The sequence below is a fragment of the Roseixanthobacter liquoris genome (assembly GCF_043195135.2).
GTDB lineage: Bacteria > Pseudomonadota > Alphaproteobacteria > Rhizobiales > Xanthobacteraceae > NCEH01.
The window spans coordinates 3,814,149-3,833,364 of the sequence record NZ_CM195537.1; the positions used below are offsets into that span (position 1 = coordinate 3,814,149).

A 19,216-nucleotide genomic window follows, 5' to 3' on the forward strand; every position below is an offset into this window, starting at 1 on the left:
CCGAAGAGATTATCGCGCCGTGCTCATCGCTTGCAGCACCGCCTCGCTCGGCCAGCAATCCACCTTGAGTCCAGCGGATTTCTGGTAGGCGCCGAGCGCCGCGCGGGTCAGCATGCCCGCCTTGCCGTCGATCTTGTCGCCATAGAGTCCCATGCGCGTCAGATGCTTCTGCATCGCCTCCACGGCGCTGGTGCGCATCTGCGTGGAGGCGGACCAGGGGGTCGCGAACGGTTGCGGGGTCACCATGCGATCGGAGAGATGGCCGACGAACAGCACATAGAGATCGGAGAAATTATACTGCTTGATGACGAAGTAATTCTTCGTGGTGAGGAACGAGGGGCCGTAGATCCCCTCCGGCTGGAGCAGCGAGGCGGGCTGCGCCATTTCTGCGGGCGAGGGCGAAACCCCGCCCACGGGCACGAAGCCCGCGCGCAGCCATTCGCCGATCGGCCGCTGGACCTCGGGCACGCCGAGGGTGCAATCGGCATTGGCCGGCGCGCGCACCTCATAGGCCCAGCGCAGGCCCGGCTGCCAGCCCTTGTCGGCGAGCTGCTTGGCGGCGGAGGCCAGAGCGTCCGGCACCGAATGCCAGATGTCGACCCGCCCGTCGCCGTCGAGATCGACGCCGTGCTGATAATATTCCGACGGCAGGAATTGCGTCAGGCCGGTGGCGCCGGCCCAGGATGACCGAAACTCCTTGCGCGTTACCACGCCCGCGTCGAGGATTTTCAGCGCCAGGATGAAATCGTCGCGATACTGTTCCTTGCGGCGCCCCACATAGGCCTGCGTCGCCACCACGCGCAGCGCGTCATAGGGATCGGTATAGCGGCCGAAATCGCTCTCGCGGCCCCAGATCGCCAGCACCATGGTGGCCGGCACGCCGAACTGCCGCTCGATCTGGTCGAGCGCGGCGCGATGCTTTTGCATCAGCCGCTGCCCCTCGACGGCAAGCCGGGCGATCGTGGCCTCCTTCACATAATCGGCGGGCACCTGGACGAATTCGGGCTGCGCCCGCGCGCCGGTCACCGGGCGTCCCGGCAGGGCGAGGTCGGGCAGCTTGTAGTCCGGTTCGAGCCCCCGCGTTTCACGCTCGAAAGTGGCGCGCGACACGCCGGCCGCCTGCGCTTCCGGCCAGAGGGAGGCGATGAATTGCGCAAACGCGGCATCCGCCGCGCGGGCGGGGGAATGCACGCCCAGCACCGCGAGCAGCAGAGCGAAAAGCACGATGCGGCAGGCTGATCGCAGGGAACCGCTCACGCTTCCAAATCCAGATGAGGCACCCGCAAGGCTAGCATCTAATCGCTCGACCGGTGAATCGCCTCTTCCGCCGCGCCGATGGCGTCCGGGGTGCCGACATGCATCCAGATGCCTTCCAGCCGCAGGCCGAACAGGCGCCCCGCCTCGCCGGCGCGGTCGAAGATGGTGTTGAGCGAGAACGGCCCCTGCGGCGCATCGGCGAACAAGGCGGGGGAAAGAATGCAGGCCCCGGCATAGATGAAGGGCGCCACCATCCGCTCACCGCGCCGGGCGAGCCGGCCCTCGGCATCCATGGTGAAATCCCCGGTGCCGTCGTAGCCGATGGAGAGCGCGCTGGCCGCCACCAGCAGCAGCGCATCCATGCGGGCGGGGTCGAACTGGTTCCGCAGGCGCACCAGGTTCGGCGTCACGCCCTCGATCCAGATGGTATCGGAATTGATCACCAGGAACGGCGCGTCGCCCAGCAAGGGCAGCGCGTTCTTCACCCCGCCGCCGGTATCCAGCAGGAGGCCGCGCTCGTCGCGAATGTGCAGGTGGGGCGGCGCGGTGCGGGTGGCGAGATGGGCTTCCAGCAGGTCCGCGTGGTGGTGCACGTTCACCACCGCCTCGCGCACCTCGGCCGCCTCCAGCCGATCGAGCACATGGTCGATCAGCGGATGGCCGGCGACTTCCACCAGCGGCTTGGGAAGGGTCTCGGTGAGCGGACGCATGCGCGTGCCCATGCCGGCGGCGAGCACCATGGCTTTTTGAACGGTCGTCACGTCTGAAGGTCCTTAGATGGCAGAACGGCCTCGTACCACATGCGCAACGAACCGAGTTCCTGATGCCCGAGACAACGCGCAAGGTAGCGCCTAACCCGAGGAAGATGACGCAGATATTGCGGTTTCCCGTCGCGCTGGTGGAGGCGGGTGAAAATTCCGAGAATCTTGGTGGCCCGCTGCGCGCCCATCAGCGCATAGAGATGGGTGAAGGCGCGCGCATCGAAGGTGGGATCGGCCTCCCGCCGCTGCGCCACATAATGGCCGACGAGGTGCAGTTCCAGGTTTTCCGGGATGTCCACCCGCGCGTCCTGGGCCAGGGAGGCCACGTCATAGGCCGCCGGTCCCAGCACCGCGTCCTGGAAATCGATCAGGCCCATGCGCTGGAGCCCCTCGCGCTGCGGCAGCCAGATCAGGTTCGGGGAATGATAATCGCGCAGCACCCAGGTCTGCGGCTCGTTGAGCACGGGGCTCAAAGCATTGCGCCAGAGCATCAGGAATTCGTCGCGCACCACCGCGTCGGCGCGCACGTTGCGGAACGGCAGGTACCAGTCGAGCATCAGTTCCAGCTCGATCAGGAAGGCTTCCACCCCATAGACCGGCAGCACATAATCGCTCTGCGGGGCAATATGGAGCACATGCGGCAGCGCCCGGGAATGCAGGGCGGCGAGCACCTCCGCCGCGACCTCGTAGCGCGCCTTGATGGGCTCGGGGGGATTGCCCTCCAGCACGCCGTCGTCGCCGAGGTCCTCGATCACCAGCAGCCCCCGGTCGAGGTCGGCGGCATAGATCTGCGGCGCGGAAAAGCCCTGCGCCCGCAGGCCCCGCGCGACCGCGACGAAGGCCCGCACGTCCTCCGCCAGATGGGCGAGGCGGCTATAGGGCAGCCCGCGCCGGATGGGCGGGCCGTCGGGCCGGCGCGGCGCGTTCATCAGCACCGCCGAACGGTCGGGCAGCACGAGGCGGGCATAGGAGCGGCTGGAGGCATCGCCCTGCATGTAGCGGCGCTCCGCCCCGCCGAAGCCGGAGGCATCGATCAGCAGTTCCGACACGTGCAGCCGGTCGAGGCGCTCGATGAATTCCCCGCTGCCGGACAGGATCGCCCGCCGCCCCTCCGGCCCGAGGTCGGGCGCAAGATCGAATTCGATGATGAGACGGTCGGCAGCAAGACGCTCGGCCGCCCGGTCGGGCCATTCGACGATGACGATGGAATCGGCGGAGAGTTCGTCCCAGCCGAGTTCGTCCAGTTCGTCGGGATCCTCGACCCGATAGAGATCGGCATGGGTCACCTTCACCCGCGCAAATTCGTAGCCCACCAGGACCGAGAAGGTGGGACTCGGCACTTCCAGCAGCGGATCGCCCGCCAGCACCCGCACCAGGGCGCGGGCGAAGGCGGTCTTGCCGGCGCCGAGATCGCCGCGCAGCGCCACCAGATCCCCCGGTGCCAGCCAGGGCGCGAGCAGCGCCGCCAGCTGGCCGGTCGCCGCAAGGTCCGGCAGATCCATGCGGAAGGCATTGGGAAGGCCGGGAACACGGGAAATCAGGGGGCTCATTCCGCAGCCTCGTCGCGGCGCGCCGCCGCAAGGGGAAACCGGCACACGGCCAGCGCACCGCCGCCCTCGGCCGTGCCAAGGGTGATCGAGCCGCCGTGCAATTCCATGAACGAGCGCACCAACGAGAGGCCGAGGCCCACCCCGCCGCGCTCGGCGCCCGCGCCGTGGGTTTCAAAGCGCTCGAAGACCTTGCCGGCGATCTCGCCCGCAATGCCCGGCCCCTGGTCGCGCACCTCCACGCGGAGCGCGTCCTCGCTGCGCCGCGCGCTCAGCGTCACGACGCCCTGTGGCGGCGACACGGCGATGGCGTTGGAGAGCAGGTTGAACAGAATCTGCCGCACCCGCCGCCGGTCGGCCGTGAAGGTTCCGATCTCTTGCGGGGCGTCGATGTGCAGGCTCACCTGCCGCTCGGCCAGGAGGTCGCGCACCGCCTCGCCCACCGCGTCCAGGGTGGCGTGTACGTCCACCTCGCCGAGATCGAGCGCCATGGCGCCGGCATCGATGCTCGCGAGGTCGAGAATATCGTCGATCAGGGCGCGCAGCGCGTCCGAGGACTGGCGCACATGGTCGAGGAATTCCAGCTGCTTGCCGTTGAGCGGCCCGACATTGGGCTCGCCGAGCATATGGGCATAGCCGATCAAGGTATTGAGCGGCGTGCGCAGATGGTAGGAGACATGACCGACGAACGCATTCTTCAGCGCGTCGGCGGCTTCCAGCGCCTCGTTGCGCTCGATCAGCGCCCGCTCCACCTTCACGCTGTCGGTGACATCGCGGAACGTCACGAGCGTGCCGCCGTCGGGCAAGGGCTGGGCGGCGCCGTCGAGCACCAGGCCGTCGGCGCGCTCCATGCGCAGATGGGTGCCGCTGCGATGTTCGAGCGCGGTGACGACGGCGCGAATGCGCGCCCAGCTGTCGAGATCGGCATGGAGCGGCCGGCACATGGCGGCGACCGCGTCGATGTGCGGCTTGTCGCTCAGGGCCTGGGCGCTCAGCGACCAGAGCGAGAGAAAGGCATGGTTGTGCAGGCGCAGCTTGCCGTCGCTGCCGAACACGGCGACCGCCTCGGCCAGTTCGTCCAGCGTCTCGCCCTGGATGCGGATCAGGCTGTTGTAGCGGCTCTCCAGCGCCATGTGCTCGGAGACGTCCTCGAACAGATAGGTGATGCCGCCCTCGGCATTGGGGGTCACCACCACGCGCAGCATCTGCCCGCCCGGCAGGTGCCACCAGTCGTGGATCGGCTCCAGCGCGCGATAGGCCTCGCGCAATTGCTCGCGCCAGGCGCGGAAGTCCGCCTGCTCCGGCACCTTGCGCGCGGTGCGCAGGGTTTCGAGGATCTCGCTCTCGGAGGGGCGCGTGTCGAGGAAGGCGGCATCGAGGCCGAACAGACCCTCATAGGCGGAATTGTGGAACGCCAGCCGCTCGTCGGCGCCGAACATCACCACCGCCGTGGCCAATTGGTCGAGCGTGCGGCGATGGGCGGCAATGGTGTGCGCCACCTCGGCGCGCGCCGCCTCCGCCTCCGTGATGTCGATGGCAAGGCCCCCGGCGCCGGCGGGATCGTCGACTTCCAGCACCTCCAGCACGCGGCGGTGCCCGCCCGCAACGAGCCGCGCCCGCTCCCGATAGGGCTTGCCGTCGCGCCGCGTGGCGCGTGCCGCCTCGCGCGCGGACTGGTCGAGCAATTCCATGCCGCGCCCGACCGCCTCCTCCGGAGAGGGCGCGCCCACCGCCTGGGCGAAGGCCGCATTCGCCCGCATCAGCGCGCCCGCCTTGTCGCGCAGCCACATGGGGAACGGAGCGGCCGCGAACAGCGTGGCGAGGATGCCGCGCGCGGCGGCCTCCGCCCGCATACGCTCCCCCTGCGCCGCATCGGCCGCTTGCCCGCCCTCGGCCTGCGACCCGGATGCTGGCGCGGCCCGCACGCTCAGCATGCGGCTGCCGTCGGTGGCGCGCCCCTCGGCGATCCAGGGTGCGCCGTCGGGCCCGGTGATGGGCAGACTGAAGGCCCGCCCCTGCCCGCGCAGAGCTTCCAGCGGCCCGGCGAGCGCGGCGGCGGCGGAGGCACCGAGCCAGGGCGCGAGATCGAGCTTCACCACGTCGCCCGGCGGCGTGTGCCCGGAAGGGATCTGGTGATCGAGCATGGCCGCCGCGCCCAGCAGATGGGGCAGCGGGTCGCCCACCACCCAGAGCACGGTGCCGAGCGCGTCTCCCGCCAGCAGGCTCTTCAGCGCATAAGCATCGGCGCGCGCATGGGCGGCGCTGCGCAGGGCGGCCTTCTCGTTGCGCGAGATCCGGCCGAGCCAGAGGCTGCACGCGATCGCCATCACCACAGCGGCCGCGAGCCCGCCAATGCCAAGCGCGCTCAGCAGCAGGAGGCCGGAATCCGGGGCACCGAAGCCAGCGGCGGAAGCGTCCGCCGCGCCGCAGAGCAAGGCGGTGCCGCTCAGCAGGACCCGCGCCAGGGGGGAAACGCGCGCACGGTGGGGAGGCTGGAGAAAAATCGCAGGCGCAGACATGGATGCAGGCATGGATCCGGCGCTCCGCGCGGCCGATCGCACGCGCGCCGAAGCCGCGCCGGTGGCCTTCGCGGCCCTGTCCGCCACCTCGCCCTCCATGCGCCTCCGCGACCTCCTTCAGCCGGCACCCGAACCGGGCGCCATTCGGCCCCCGCCGAATCACATTCGACTGTAACGAAGCCGCCCGGTGCGGAGAAGAAGGCGCCGCGCACGATGCCGGCGGCTCGGCCTGTTCGGGACATCGGCGGTTGAGGGCGGTCGGCGGATTTTTGCCGATCCGGCAGCAGAGCCGGCGGAAAAAACCGCCGGCGCGATGCCCGGCACCGGGCTGGGATTTGGACAAACCGGACGCCGGAAAGAGCCGGCGGACCGGCCCGTCCGCCCGTTTCAAACCGGCTCTCAGAGCCCTTCGAACAGCGCGGTCGACAGATAGCGCTCGGCGAAGGACGGCACGATGGCGACGATGACCTTGCCGGCATAGTCCGGGCGCGCGCCGAGTTCCAGCGCCGCCGCAATCGCCGCGCCGGAGGAGATGCCGCCGGGAATGCCTTCATAGCGGGCGAGCGCGCGGGCGGTGTCGAAGGCGGTCTGGTTGCCCACCGTCACCACCTCGTCGATGATGCTGCGGTCCAGCACCTCGGGCACGAAGCCGGCGCCAATGCCCTGGATCTTGTGCGGGCCGGGCTGGCCGCCGGACAGAACCGGGCTGTCCTCCGGCTCCACCGCCACCATGCGCAGCGAGGCCTTGCGCGGCTTCAGCACCTGGCCGATGCCGGTGATGGTGCCGCCGGTGCCGACGCCGGAGACGATCACATCCACATTGCCGTGGGTGTCGTTCCAGATTTCCTCGGCCGTGGTCTTGCGGTGGATGGCGGGGTTCGCCTTGTTCTTGAACTGCTGGGGCATCACCGCCTTGGGCAGGTCGCGGAGCAATTCCTCGGCCTTGGCGACGGCGCCCTTCATGCCGAGCTGGGCGGGGGTCAGCACCAGTTCCGCACCGAGCAGGGCGAGCATCTTGCGGCGCTCCACCGACATGGATTCGGGCATCACCAGGATCAGCCGGTAACCGCGCGCGGCCGCGACGAAGGCGAGCGCGATGCCGGTATTGCCGGAGGTCGGCTCCACCATCACCGTGTCGGCGTCCAGCGCGCCAGCCGCTTCCATGGCATCCACCATGGCGACGCCGATACGATCCTTGACGCTGGCGATGGGATTGAAGAATTCCAGCTTGGCGAGGATCTCGGCCTTCACGCCGCGCAATTGCGGCAGGCGCTGAAGGCGCACCAGGGGCGTGTCGCCGATGGTCTGGGTGATGGAATCATAGACCCGTCCACGGCCCGGAGCGACGGCGCCGGCCGGCTTGCTTGCCGATTCTGCCATTGGATTTCTCCCTCGATTGTCTCTTGGCGTCGCGCCCTGCGGGGCGCCGCCGGGTTTAGATGGTAAAATCGATACGGTCGTGTTCCGAACCGTGGCCCTTGTCGTCGGCGGCGCGGCACAGGTCTTCGAGCGTCACGGTGTCGAGCGCCTTGTCGAACGTGTCCTCGGCGGAGGCGACGGCGGGCTGCACCACTTCCAGCACCAGCGGGGGAAGAATGATCTCCTTCTCCTCCTCGGCCCCCTCAACGACGCGGACGATCTCGGCCACCGACACCCGGCGGCGCTCGCGGGCCAGCTCGTAGCCGCCGCGCGGGCCGCGCACCCCCTTCAGCACGCCGGCATGGACCAACGCCTGGAGCACCGGCTCCAGCCGGCGGGGCGGCAGGCCGTGGCGGGCGGCGAGGGCTTTCGCGGCAACGGGGACACCGCGGGCATGGACGGCGACATCCACGACGGCGGCGATGGCGAGCAGGCTTTTGTCGGATAAACGCGGCATGGGACTGTGGCTATCTCGATCCGTGCGCCCCGTCGAGCCCTGTCGACCCAAAACCACCGGAGCCGCGTGCAGTTTCTCCCAATTTGCCGGATTCTTCCAGCAGAATATGCGTCACCGGCGCCACCACCATTTGCGCGATGCGCATGCCCCGGCTGATTTCGACCGGCGCATCCCCATGATTAATCAACAGAACCAGGATTTCGCCGCGATAGTCCGCATCGATGGTTCCGGGCGCGTTGAGCACGGTGACGCCGAATTTCAGGGCAAGTCCCGAGCGCGGACGCACCTGCGCTTCAAAGCCTGGCGGCAGGGCGAGGGCGAGGCCGGTGGGCACGGCGAGCCGCGCGCCGGGCTTGAGCACCAGAGGACCATCGGCCGGCACGGCGGCCATCAGGTCCAGTCCGGCGGAAGCGGCGGTCGCATAAGCGGGCAGCGGCAGGTCCATCCCGTGGGGGAGACGCTGAACGGGAACGCCGAGCGCCATGCTCACACCCCCTCGCCCGCCAGCGCGCCGCCGATGCGGGCGACGAGGCGGCGCGCCACCTCGGTCTTGCTGGCGGAAGGCCAATCCTCCACCCCCTCGGCGCTGACCAGATGCACGGTGTTGAGATCGCCGCCCATGATGCCGGTTTCCGGCGACACGTCGTTGGCGACGATCCAATCGCAGCCCTTGCGGGCCAGCTTGGCCTGGGCGTGGGGCACCACATTCTGCGTCTCGGCGGCAAAGCCCACCACGAGACGCGGGCGCAGCGTGCCGTGCTTCGCGATGGTGGCGAGAATGTCCGGGTTTTCCACCAGATCGAGCTCGGGCGCGCCGGCCTCTCCCTTCTTGATCTTCTGGTCGGAAGCTCCCGCGACCCGCCAGTCGGCGACCGCGGCGGCGAATACGGCGGCGTCCACGGGGAGATTCTCCTCCACCGCCGCCAGCATTTCGCGCGCGCTCTCCACCTTCACCATGCGCACCCCGCGCGGATCGGCGACGGCCACCGGGCCGGAGATCAGCACCACCTCCGCTCCGGCGGCGGCGGCGGCGGCGGCGATGGCGTGGCCCTGCTTGCCGGAGGAGCGATTGGCGATATAGCGCACCGGGTCGATCGGCTCATGGGTGGGGCCGGAGGTAATGAGAATGCGGCGCCCCTTGAGCAGCGCGCCCTGATCCGAGAAACGGGCCTCGATGGCGGCGAGCAGTTCCAGCGGCTCGGCCATGCGCCCTTCGCCGAATTCGCCGCGCTCGGCCATGGCGCCGGAATTGGGGCCGATGAGATAGACCCCGTCCTCCCTCAAGCGCGCCACATTGCGCCGGGTGGCGGGATGCGCCCACATGCGCGGGTTCATGGCGGGCGCCATCAGCACGCTCTTGTCGGTGGCGAGCAAGGCCGTGGTGGCAAGATCGTCGGCAAAGCCATTGGCCGCCTTGGCCATGAGATCGGCGGTGGCGGGCGCCACGACGATCAGATCCGCATCGCGCGACAATTGGATATGGCCGATGTCATGCTCGGCGGTGAGGTCGAACAGATCGGTGAACACCCGTTCGCCGGTCAGCGCGCCGACCGAAAGCGGGGTCACGAAATGCTGGGCCGCCGGGGTCAGGATCGCCCGCACCGTGGCGCCGCGCTCCTTGAGACGCCGGATCAGGTCCAGGCATTTATAAGCGGCGATGCCGCCGCCGATGATGAGGAGAATGCGTCGCTGGTGCAGCATGGAACCGGTCTCCGCGCGCGAGTGGACGCTGGGATAGCAGGAAATGACCGGAAAGGGCACGGGGCATCGCCGACCGACCGCATCCCGGTCCTGGCCCTCCTTCTCCCTCCTTCCCCCTCCCCACCCCTCCCCCGCAAGCGGGAGAGGGAGCATTGCGCCGAACGCGAAAGCCCTCTCCCGCTTCCGAGGGAGAGTTGGGAGGGGGCGCCCGTCCGCCAGAAGATGTCGTGCCCGGGCTCGTCCCGGCCATCCAGATGGACCGGTTGGCAATCGCGCCTCGGGCATTTGCAGGAGCGGCCATGCGTGGCCCCCCAGGACACGCCCGGAGATGACGGCCGATCGGCGCCGGGGAGGACCGGCTATTTCAACGCCAAGACCAGCAGGGAAAGCGCGATCACCCACAAGGCCGCATTGCCCCAGAAGGCGCGCCGTGCTTCCGCCTGGCCGATGCCGTCCAGCGTCTTGGGCGAGAGGCTGAGACCATCGCGGGTGGCTTCGTCCAATTGGGTCACCACCCGCCCCGCCCGGCCCAGCAGATCCGGCACATCGGCGAGGAAACTGCCCACTTCGCCGATCGCCCCGCCCGCTTCCTGGATGCGGCCGATCGGGCCGAGGTTTCGGGCGATCCAATCCTCCACCACGGGGGCGGCGGTGGTCCACATGTTCAATTGCGGATCGAGCGAGCGCGCGACGCCTTCCACGACCACCATGGTCTTTTGCAACAGCAGCAGTTCGGGCCGGGTCTTCATGTCGAACAGGCCGGTCACCTCCAGCAGCAGGGAGAGCAGCTTCGCCATGGAGATCTGCTCGGCGCTGCGCGAATGGATCGGCTCGCCGATGGCGCGGATCGCCTGGGCGAAATCCTCCACCGAATGGTGGCGCGGCACGTATCCGGCATCGAAATGCACCTGGGCGGTGCGGCGCCAATTGCGGGTGATGAAGCCATAGAGAATCTCCGCCAGAAACCGCCGCTCGCGCGCCCCGAGCCGGCCCATGATGCCGCAATCGACGATCACGAGGCGCCCTTGCGCATCCACGAACAGGTTTCCCGGATGCATGTCGGCGTGGAAGAAGCCGTCGCGCATGGCCTGGCGCAGGAAGGATTGCATGACGATGCGCGCCAGCGCCTTCAGATCGTGGCCCGCGGCCTCCAGCGCCGCGCGGTCGGACAATTTGATGCCGTCGATCCATTGGGTGGTCAGCACCTCGCGGCCGGACCGCTCCCAATCCACGGCGGGGACATGGATCTCGGGATCGTCCTGGGTGTTCTCGGCCAGCTCCGCATAAGCGGCGGCTTCCAGGCGCAGGTCCATCTCCATGTTCACGGACCGGGCGAGGGTCTCGACCACAGCTTCCAGGCGCAGGCGACGGGCTTCCGGGGAGGTGCGCTCGGCGAACGCGGCAACGCGGCGGAAGGTCGCCATGTCGGAGCCGAAGCGGCGGCCGATGTCGGGCCGCAGGATCTTCACCGCCACGTCGCGGCGCGTCCCGTCCTCCTCCACCACCTCGGCCTTGTGTACCTCGGCGATGGAGGCGGCGGCGACCGCCGGGCCGAACACCGCGAACGCGGCCGAAACCGGCCGGTCCAGCGCTTCGGCAACCATGGCCTCGGCAACGTCCTGCCCGAACGCCGGCATGCGATCCTGGAGCACTTCCAGGTCGCGGGCGATGGATGTGCCCACCACGTCCGGCCGGGTGGCGAGGAACTGGCCGAGCTTCACATAAGAGGGGCCGAGCCGGCTCAGCGCCGCCGAGAGGCGGGCGGCGCGCGTGCCGGCGTCGGGCCGGGCGATCAGGCGGGCGAGCTTGAGCAAAGGCCGCGCCGGCGGCGGCAGGGCCAGCGGCGGCACGAAGCTCAGCACCCCTTCGCGGGCGAGCACATAGGCGGCCCGCGCCAGGCGCGCGGCATCGGCGAGAAGAAAGATCACACGCATATCCTTTTGTCCTTCGCGCGCCCCGGGGGCGGCGGAAGAACGAACCCGTTCAAATCCGGAAACCCGAATGCAGCGCCACGACGCCGCCGGTCATGAGCGTGAAATCCACGCGGCCGAACCCGGCCTCGCGCATCATCTGCGCGAAAGCGGCGGGCGCAGGAAAGCGGCGGATGGATTCGACGAGATATTGATAGGGCTCCGCCTCCCCCGCCACCCGGCGGCCGAGTTCGGGGATCACGCGGAAGGAATAGAAATCATAGATCTTGTCCAGCAGGGGCACGTCGACGCGGGAGAATTCCAGCACCAGAGCCCGCCCGCCCGGCTTCAGCACCCGCTTCATCTCGGACAAGGCGAGGGGGATGCGCGGCACGTTGCGGATGCCGAAGGCGATGGTGACGGCATCGATACTCGAATCCGCGAACGGGAGCGACTCGGCATTGGCGTCGACGAATTCGACCTTCTCGGAGAGCCCGCGCTTCTCGGCGCGCTCGCGCCCCACGGCCAGCATCTCGCGATTGATGTCGGCGACCACCGCGCGGGTCCCCTCGCCGCCCGCGCCGACCACGCGGAACGAAACATCGCCGGTGCCGCCCGCCAGATCCAGCAGGCGGAACGGCCGCGTGCCCTGGGGCGGCCGCACCTTGGAGACCATGGCGTCCTTCCAGGCCCGGTGCAGCCCGCCGGACATGAAATCGTTCATAATGTCGTAGCGCCGGGCGACCTTGTGGAACACCTCGTCCACCAGGGTCTGCTTCTCACCCAGCGGCACGGTGCGATAACCGAAATGGGTGTCCGGCTGGTCTTCGGAAGAGGCTTGCATCAGGGGATCCGGCGAACATGGGGACGGCGATTGCGCCGAACCTTACCGGATCGCTCCGCCAGACGCCACGCGCCGCGCGTGTGGCGACCCGCCTCAAGCGGCCGGCGGCCGCAGACCCCCGCCAGAGCGCTGCGGGGGCTGGCGCCCTAGCTGCCGCGGCGGCGACGCGCCCGGCGGCCGAGGAGGTCGAGTTCGTCCACGGGCAGCAGTTCCAGTTCCAGGAAGCCGTCCTCGTCGCGCGACCGGGATTTCGGCGCGCCGGAGGGCGAGACCCCCGCCACGCCCCTGCGCTGCTTGCGCAGCATGATTTCCCGCCGCAAGGGAAAGATCGGAACATGAATCGTGAAGGTCATGGCGATCTCCAGGTACGTTAAGGGAACCGAAACGGTCTCAACTCATCCCGGCAAATATTTCCGAATGTTTCACACTTGCGTGCAAACACCCGCTTGCCGGGACGCCCCAAGAACGCCTGCGGATCGGGGCGATTATTTGTCCGAGATGGGGGCGAAGCAAGATCATCCCATGGCGCCATCCACCATTGGGGATATTCATCAAATATTAAGGATGAAATCTATTCTGCGGCGGCGCGTGACAAACGCCATTGCGCGAGGATTGCGCGCAACGCCGCCGGCTTCAACGGCTTGTGAAGCACCGCCATGTCCACCGCAGCGGCAGCATCGCGCACCTTGCGGCTGCGATCGGCGGTGATCAGGATCGCCGGCATCTTGCCGAGCTTCCAGCGCAGGCTCATCACGGCATCGATGCCGTGGCCGCCGTCGAGATGATAATCGACCAAGAACACGTCCGGCCGCGCCTTGGCGGCACGCACCTCGCGCAGGGCGCTCTGCACGTCCGCGGCCTTGATCACCTTGCAGCCCCAGCCGGTGAGCAGCAATTCCATGCCGTCCAGGATCGCCGGCTCGTTGTCGATGGCGAGGATGCACAGCCCGTCGAGCGGCGCGGTGGCGCGGGCGGGCCGCGATTGCTGGACATCCTCCTCCGGCAGCGGCACCGCCACGGGCAGTTCCACCGTGAAGCTCGATCCCCGCCCCGCCGCCGAGCGGATCGCCACGGAATGGCCCAGCACGCGGGCGATCCGCTCGACGATGGAGAGGCCGAGCCCGAGGCCGCGCGCCTCCCGCGCGCCCTGGTCGAGGCGCTGGAATTCCTGGAAAATCAGCTTGTGCTTGGAGCGCGGAATGCCGAGGCCGGTATCGATCACCTCGATCCGCACCTTGCCCTTGCGCCGGCGGCAGCCCACCAGCACCCGCCCCTTGGGGGTATATTTGACGGCATTGGAAATCAGGTTCTGCAACAGCCGCCGCAGCAGCCGCCGGTCCGAGCGCACGGCGAGCGAGGACGGCACGAAGGTGAGCTTCAACTGCTTCTCGGCGGCGAGCGGGGCGAATTCCAGCTCCAGCTGCTTCAGCACGTCGCCGATGCGGAAGGCCGCGATCTCGGGGCGCATGGCGCCGCTGTCGAGGCGCGAGATATCCAGCAGCGCGACCAGGATCTCTTCCACCGCCTCCAGCGAGGAATCGATATTGGCGGCGAGCCGGCCCTCCTCCGGGCCGCGCGCGCGCTCCACCAGGCTGGTCACGTAGAGCCGCGCGGCGTTCAGCGGCTGGAGGATGTCGTGGCTCGCGGCGGCGAGGAACCGGGTTTTGGAAAGGTTGGCGTCGTCGGCATTGGCCTTGGCCTTCTCCAGCGCCTGGTTGAGATCCTCCAATTCCTCGGTGCGCTCGCGCACGCGGCGTTCCAGCGTCTCGTTCGCCCGTTCGAGGGCCATCTCGGCATGCACCGAGGCGGTGATGTCGGTGAAGGTCACGACGATGCCGCCGTCGGGCAGCGGATCGGACCGGGCCTCGATCATCATGGCGCCATGGCGCAGCCGCTCCTGGCACGGGCCGCTCTGGGCGGCGTAGAGCACGAGGCGATGGTCGAGGTCGCTCGGCGCGTCCTCGTCCTCCATCTGGGAATGGGTGAGAATCTCGCGCAGCGGCACGCCGACCGCATAGCATTCCGGCGGCAGGTCCAACATTTCGCCGAACCGCCGGTTCCAGCACACCAGCCGCAATTCGCGATCGAACACGGCGATGCCCTGCCCCACGTGATCGATGGCGGTCTGGAGCAGTTCACGATTGTACTGGATGGCGGCGGAGGCATCGTCCAGCAGGCGCAGCGCGGCCTTGGTGGAGACCGCGCGCTTGCGCAGCAGCAGCGACAGCACGAGGCGCGAGGACGCCGCACCGATGGCGGAAGCGAGCAGGTGCTCGGTCTGGCGCACCAGTTGCGCGTCTGCCTCGCGCTTGGGCTCCAGCGACAAGCCCTGCTCGCGCGCGAACGTGACGAAGGCAGAGCGGGCGCGATCCTCGCCCAGATAGCGCGCGACCGTGGCGATCAGTTCCTCGACCGTGACCGAGGAGCGCCAGCGGCGGAAGGCGGGACGCACCAGTGCCTGGTCGCGCGCCATGAACAGGCCGGCTTGCACCTGCTCGATGGCCGAGGGCTTGGTCAGCAGCGACACGGAGAACAGCAGCAACGTGTTCAGCCCGAGGCTCCAGGCGACGCCGTGGGCGAGCGGCGAGGCGGAAAGGCCCAGCAGGCTGGTGGGCCGCAGCAGGGCCATATCGAACGGCCCGTGGGTGATGAGCGCCGGCGAGAACAGCCCCGCATCCGCCAGGCTCGGCACCAGCAGCGTGTAGATCCATACCACCATGCCTGCGACGATGCCGGCGATCGCGCCCGCTGCCGTCGCCCGGCGCCAGAACAGGGCGGCGGCGAACGCCGGCCCCACCTGGGCGATCGCCGCGAACGACAGCAGGCCGATCTGCGCCAGCTGCACGTCGCCCGTGGTGCGATAATAGAGATAGACCAGCAGCAGCAGCACGAAGATGGCGGCACGGCGCACCAGCAGCAGCACCCCCACCATGTCGTGCGGCGATTGCTGGGCGGCGTGGCCGGATGCCCGGCGCCGCAACAGGAGCGGCATCACGAGATCGTTCGAGATCATGATGGACAGGGCCACCGTCTCGACGATGACCATGGCGGTCGCCGCCGAGAGCCCGCCCACGAAGGCCAGCATGGCGAGCCACTCATATCCCGCCGACAACGGCACCGCGAGCACGAACACATCCCGGTCCACGGTGCCGAGCGGAAACAGCGTCATGCCCGCAAGCGCGATCGGCACCACGAACAGATTGATCAGGATGAGATAGAGCGGAAACAGCCAGCGCGCGCGGCGGATTTCGGCAACGCCCTTGTTCTCCACCACCGCGACATGGAACTGGCGCGGCAGCAGCAGGAAGGCGCCGGCCGAGAGCACCGTCATGGTCACCCAGTTTTCCAGCGAGATGCCCTGCTCGAACGGCTTCGTGACGCCGGTTTCCCGGGCCGCGTACCACAGCGCCATGGGCCCGTCGAAAATGATGAAGGTGACCGCGAAGCCGACCGTGAGGAACGCCACCAGCTTGACGATGGATTCGGTCGCGACCGCCAGCATCAGCCCGTCCTGATGCTCGGTGGCATCGGTGTGGCGGGTGCCGAACAGCACCGCGAAGGCGGCCATGGCGAAGGCCACGAACAAGGCGAGGTCCCCGCCCACCGGCAGCGCCAGGGGCGTGGTGCCGAGCGGCCCCATCACCGCCAGCAGCGAGGCCGAGACCGCCTTCAATTGAAGCGAGATATAGGGGATGGAGCCGACGATCGCGACCACCGAGACCAGCGCCGCTATGCCCTGGTTCTTGCCGTAGCGCGCCGCCAGGAAATCGGCGATGGAGGTGATGTTGTGCGCCTTCGCCAGTTCCACCACGCGGATCAGCAGCGGCGCGCACATGGCGATCACGAGGATCGGCCCGACATAAATGGTCAGGAAGTCGAAGCCCTGGAGCGTGGCAAGGCCCACCGAGCCGAAGAAGGTCCAGGAGGTGCAATAGACCGCGAGCGACAGGGAATAGATGAAGGGCCGCACGCCGCGCGGCTTTCCCCGCCACAGCCGCAGAAAGCGGCCTCCGGGACCCGGCAGGCCCTCCGCGTCGCCCTCCGGCGCGGCCGAGGCGGACACGGCGCGACCGCGCCGCCGGTCCCCGAAGCTCGCCACGGCGAACAGGAAACCGATATAGCCAAGCGCCACCAGAACGACGACCCAGACCTGAAGCATATCCCCCATCCAACCGCGCTTATTCGTGTTGCGGCGTTCTTATGTCTTGCGTTTCGCAGCCCGCGGCACGGCGCACATCCGGCCGCCGCACCTAGCTGTAGGACGCCTCCGCACGCTGTGCCTGCTTCTCGCGCCGGCGCTGGACCGAGGAGGCGATGTTCATGCTCTCGCGATATTTTGCGACGGTGCGGCGGGCGATGTCGATGCCATCGGCCTTCAGCTTCTGCACCAGCGTGTCGTCGGAGAGCACGTCGCTCGCGCTTTCCGCGTCGATCAGGCTCTTGATGCGGTGGCGCACCGCCTCCGCCGAATGCGCTTCTCCCCCGCCGGAAGCATTGATGGAGGAAGAGAAGAAGAATTTCAGCTCCAGCACGCCGCGCGGGGTCGAGATGTATTTGTTCGAGGTGACGCGCGAGACCGTGGATTCGTGCATGCCGATGGCATCGGCCACCGTCCGCAGGTTCAGCGGGCGCAGGTGGCGCACGCCGTGCACCAGGAAGGCGTCCTGCTGGCGCACGATCTCGCTCGCCACCTTCAGGATGGTGCGGGCGCGCTGGTCGAGCGAGCGCGTCAGCCAGCCGGCGCTTTGCAGGCAATCGGCGAGGAACGTCTTCTCCTCGGAGGAGCGGACCGCCTTGGCCACGGAGGCATGGTAGGTCTGGTTCACCAGCACCCGCGGCAAGGTGTCGGAATTCAGCTCCACCAGCCAGGAGCCGTCGGACGCCTCCTTCACGAACACGTCCGGCACCAGCGGGTGCAGCACGCCGCTGCCGAAGATCAGGCCCGGCTTGGGATCGAGCGCGCGGATCTCGCCGATCATCTCCGCCAGATCTTCCGAATCCACCCCGCAGATGCGCTTCAGCGCGTTGCGGTCATGGCGCGCGAGCAGTTCGAGATTGGCGAGCAGCGCCTCCATGGCCGGGTCGCACCGGTTGCGCTCGCGCAATTGCAGAGCGAGGCATTCGGAAAGCGTGCGCGCGCCGACGCCGGTGGGCTCGAAGGTCTGGATCAGGCGGAGCACGCTCTCCACCTCCTCCAGCGAAACCTTCATCTGCTCGGCCAGCGCCGCCATATCCCCGACCAGATAGCCGGTCTCGTCGATCATGCCGATGAGGTTGAGACCGATGATGCGCCGGACCGGATCGGTCTCGACGAGCGAAAGCTGCGCCTCCAGATGATCGGCCAGCGTGCTCTCGGACGCGAGAAAGGCTTCGGGATTATAGTCTTCGCCGCGCTCTCCCCCGCCGCTGCCCCATTCGACCGCGCCGGATGCGCTGGTCCCCACGCCGCGCTCGGCGGGAACGTCGTCGGGAAAGACATTGCCGAGGTCGGTGTCGAGCTGGTTCTCCATCTTCGCACGGCTCGGCTCGGCGTCGCCGTCGAGGAAATCCCCCGACACCGGGATCTCGCGCTCCTCGGCCGCCGCTGCGGCGGGGGCTTCCGCCTCCGGCTCGGCGGCGCCGCCCTCCGGCTCCGCCACGCGCTCCAGCAGCGGATTGCGCTCCAGTTCCGCCTCCACATAGGCGGTCAGTTCCAGATTGGACAATTGCAGCAGCTTGATGGCCTGCATCAGCTGCGGGGTCATCACCAGCGACTGACTCTGCCGGAATTCCAGTCGCGCCGAGAGGGCCATCAGCCGCACTCCCCGCAGCGGCGGGCGCCGCCGGGCGCCTTTTGTTCAGGCATGGGGCGCGACCGGTTCACAGGCGGAACTCCTCGCCGAGATAGAGCCGGCGCACCTCGGGGCTGTTGACGATGGAATCCGGGTCGCCCTCCATCAGCACCGCGCCGGTATGGATGATGTAGGCGCGGTCGATCAGGCCCAGCGTCTCACGCACGTTATGGTCGGTGATCAGCACGCCGATGCCGCGCGTGGTGAGGTGGCGCACCAGCGCCTGGATGTCGCCCACCGCGATGGGATCGATGCCCGCGAACGGCTCGTCCAGCAGCATGAAGGCGGGCCGGCTCGCGAGCGCGCGCGCAATCTCGAGGCGCCGCCGCTCACCGCCCGAAAGCGCGATCGACGGCGACTTGCGCACATGGGTGATCTTGAACTCCTCGAGGAGCTTGTCGGTCTCCTCCCGCCACAGCTTGCGGTTGGGCTCGGTGACCTCCAGCACGGCGCGAATATTGTCCTCCACCGACAGGCCGCGAAAAATCGAGGCTTCCTGCGGCAGATAGCCGATGCCGAGGCGCGCCCGGCGATACATGGGCATGGGCGTCACATCGTGCCCTTCGAGCTCGATGCGGCCGGCATCGGCCTTCACGAGGCCGGTGATCATGTAGAAGACGGTGGTCTTGCCGGCACCGTTGGGGCCGAGGAGGCCCACCGCCTCGCCGCGCCGCACGTGCACGCTGACATCGCGCACCACCTTGCGGCCGCCATAGGATTTGGCGAGGCCGAACGCGGCAAGGGAATGCTGAACCTGATCGGCATGAGGGGTGCCGTAGCCGAGGTGGGCGCTCGCCTCGTCCTCGCTCTCCCCGGTCGGGGCGGCGGAGGCGGCATAGGCTTCGTCGAGGACGACATCCTCGTCCCACGCGGCGTCCTCGTCGGCCTCAATCGTGTCGTACGGCGCATCGGACCCGCGGTGCTGGTCCACCTGCTGGGCAGGACGCGGCCTGCTTTTGCCGAACATGGA

14 protein-coding genes are annotated in these 19,216 nt (G+C 68.6%); all 14 read right to left on the reverse strand.

Going from position 1 to position 19,216, the window contains the following annotated elements:
• Positions 1 to 9 precede the first annotated feature (9 nt).
• Positions 10 to 1,227, reverse strand: coding sequence for a lytic murein transglycosylase (locus tag V5F84_RS17235; protein WP_394041736.1), 1,218 nt, complete (start codon positions 1,225 to 1,227; stop codon positions 10 to 12).
• 68 nt (positions 1,228 to 1,295) lie between these two features.
• On the reverse strand, positions 1,296 to 1,997 hold the full coding sequence (locus V5F84_RS17240; RefSeq protein ID WP_394041737.1) for a nucleotidyltransferase family protein: 702 nt from the start codon (positions 1,995 to 1,997) through the stop codon (positions 1,296 to 1,298).
• Positions 1,998 to 2,014: 17 nt separating this feature from the next.
• Complete coding sequence (gene tsaE / locus V5F84_RS17245) at positions 2,015 to 3,568, reverse strand: tRNA (adenosine(37)-N6)-threonylcarbamoyltransferase complex ATPase subunit type 1 TsaE (protein ID WP_394041345.1); 1,554 nt, start codon at positions 3,566 to 3,568, stop codon at positions 2,015 to 2,017.
• Positions 3,565 to 6,084 carry a PAS-domain containing protein gene (locus V5F84_RS17250; RefSeq protein ID WP_509277122.1) on the reverse strand — a complete coding sequence of 840 codons (2,520 nt, stop codon included), beginning with the start codon at positions 6,082 to 6,084 and terminating at the stop codon, positions 3,565 to 3,567. The genes tsaE and V5F84_RS17250 overlap by 4 nt, the downstream gene beginning before the upstream one ends.
• Before the next feature lie 399 nt (positions 6,085 to 6,483).
• Entirely contained in the window at positions 6,484 to 7,464 is a 981-nt protein-coding gene (gene cysK / locus V5F84_RS17255) for a cysteine synthase A (protein ID WP_394041347.1), read from the reverse strand.
• 55 nt (positions 7,465 to 7,519) lie between these two features.
• Positions 7,520 to 7,960 (reverse strand): RrF2 family transcriptional regulator, encoded by a 441-nt coding sequence (locus V5F84_RS17260; protein ID WP_394041348.1) that lies wholly within the window; start codon positions 7,958 to 7,960, stop codon positions 7,520 to 7,522.
• Positions 7,961 to 7,970: 10 nt separating this feature from the next.
• Entirely contained in the window at positions 7,971 to 8,444 is a 474-nt protein-coding gene (dut, locus tag V5F84_RS17265; RefSeq protein WP_394041349.1) for a dUTP diphosphatase, read from the reverse strand.
• Between the two features lie 2 nt (positions 8,445 to 8,446).
• Complete coding sequence (coaBC, locus tag V5F84_RS17270) at positions 8,447 to 9,661, reverse strand: bifunctional phosphopantothenoylcysteine decarboxylase/phosphopantothenate--cysteine ligase CoaBC (RefSeq protein ID WP_394041350.1); 1,215 nt, start codon at positions 9,659 to 9,661, stop codon at positions 8,447 to 8,449.
• 359 nt (positions 9,662 to 10,020) lie between these two features.
• Complete coding sequence (gene ubiB / locus V5F84_RS17275) at positions 10,021 to 11,589, reverse strand: 2-polyprenylphenol 6-hydroxylase (RefSeq protein WP_394041351.1); 1,569 nt, start codon at positions 11,587 to 11,589, stop codon at positions 10,021 to 10,023.
• A 55-nt stretch (positions 11,590 to 11,644) separates the two neighbouring features.
• Positions 11,645 to 12,415, reverse strand: a complete 771-nt coding sequence (ubiE, locus tag V5F84_RS17280; protein WP_394041352.1) for a bifunctional demethylmenaquinone methyltransferase/2-methoxy-6-polyprenyl-1,4-benzoquinol methylase UbiE — start codon at positions 12,413 to 12,415, stop codon at positions 11,645 to 11,647.
• Between the two features lie 146 nt (positions 12,416 to 12,561).
• Positions 12,562 to 12,768: a hypothetical protein gene (locus V5F84_RS17285; RefSeq protein WP_394041353.1), complete on the reverse strand. Its 207-nt coding sequence runs from the start codon at positions 12,766 to 12,768 to the stop codon at positions 12,562 to 12,564.
• A gap of 218 nt (positions 12,769 to 12,986) precedes the next feature.
• Positions 12,987 to 16,574: a hybrid sensor histidine kinase/response regulator gene (locus V5F84_RS17290; RefSeq protein WP_394041354.1), complete on the reverse strand. Its 3,588-nt coding sequence runs from the start codon at positions 16,572 to 16,574 to the stop codon at positions 12,987 to 12,989.
• Positions 16,575 to 16,665: 91 nt separating this feature from the next.
• Complete coding sequence (rpoN, locus tag V5F84_RS17295; RefSeq protein WP_394041355.1) at positions 16,666 to 18,207, reverse strand: RNA polymerase factor sigma-54; 1,542 nt, start codon at positions 18,205 to 18,207, stop codon at positions 16,666 to 16,668.
• Between the two features lie 67 nt (positions 18,208 to 18,274).
• Entirely contained in the window at positions 18,275 to 19,213 is a 939-nt protein-coding gene (gene lptB / locus V5F84_RS17300; protein WP_394041738.1) for an LPS export ABC transporter ATP-binding protein, read from the reverse strand.
• Positions 19,214 to 19,216 lie beyond the last annotated feature (3 nt).

What these genes read in the sequence shown, in the direction of transcription:
- V5F84_RS17240 (WP_394041737.1), bottom strand. Translation starts at nt 1,997, where the DNA reads ATGGTGCTCGCCGCCGGCATGGGCACGCGCATGCGTCCGCTCACCGAG.
- tsaE (WP_394041345.1), bottom strand. Translation starts at nt 3,568, where the DNA reads ATGAGCCCCCTGATTTCCCGTGTTCCCGGCCTTCCCAATGCCTTCCGC.
- V5F84_RS17250 (WP_509277122.1), bottom strand. Translation starts at nt 6,084, where the DNA reads ATGTCTGCGCCTGCGATTTTTCTCCAGCCTCCCCACCGTGCGCGCGTT.
- cysK (WP_394041347.1), bottom strand. Translation starts at nt 7,464, where the DNA reads ATGGCAGAATCGGCAAGCAAGCCGGCCGGCGCCGTCGCTCCGGGCCGT.
- V5F84_RS17260 (WP_394041348.1), bottom strand. Translation starts at nt 7,960, where the DNA reads ATGCCGCGTTTATCCGACAAAAGCCTGCTCGCCATCGCCGCCGTCGTG.
- dut (WP_394041349.1), bottom strand. Translation starts at nt 8,444, where the DNA reads ATGGCGCTCGGCGTTCCCGTTCAGCGTCTCCCCCACGGGATGGACCTG.
- coaBC (WP_394041350.1), bottom strand. Translation starts at nt 9,661, where the DNA reads ATGCTGCACCAGCGACGCATTCTCCTCATCATCGGCGGCGGCATCGCC.
- ubiE (WP_394041352.1), bottom strand. Translation starts at nt 12,415, where the DNA reads ATGCAAGCCTCTTCCGAAGACCAGCCGGACACCCATTTCGGTTATCGC.
- V5F84_RS17285 (WP_394041353.1), bottom strand. Translation starts at nt 12,768, where the DNA reads ATGACCTTCACGATTCATGTTCCGATCTTTCCCTTGCGGCGGGAAATC.
- V5F84_RS17290 (WP_394041354.1), bottom strand. Translation starts at nt 16,574, where the DNA reads ATGCTTCAGGTCTGGGTCGTCGTTCTGGTGGCGCTTGGCTATATCGGT.
- rpoN (WP_394041355.1), bottom strand. Translation starts at nt 18,207, where the DNA reads ATGGCCCTCTCGGCGCGACTGGAATTCCGGCAGAGTCAGTCGCTGGTG.
- lptB (WP_394041738.1), bottom strand. Translation starts at nt 19,213, where the DNA reads ATGTTCGGCAAAAGCAGGCCGCGTCCTGCCCAGCAGGTGGACCAGCAC.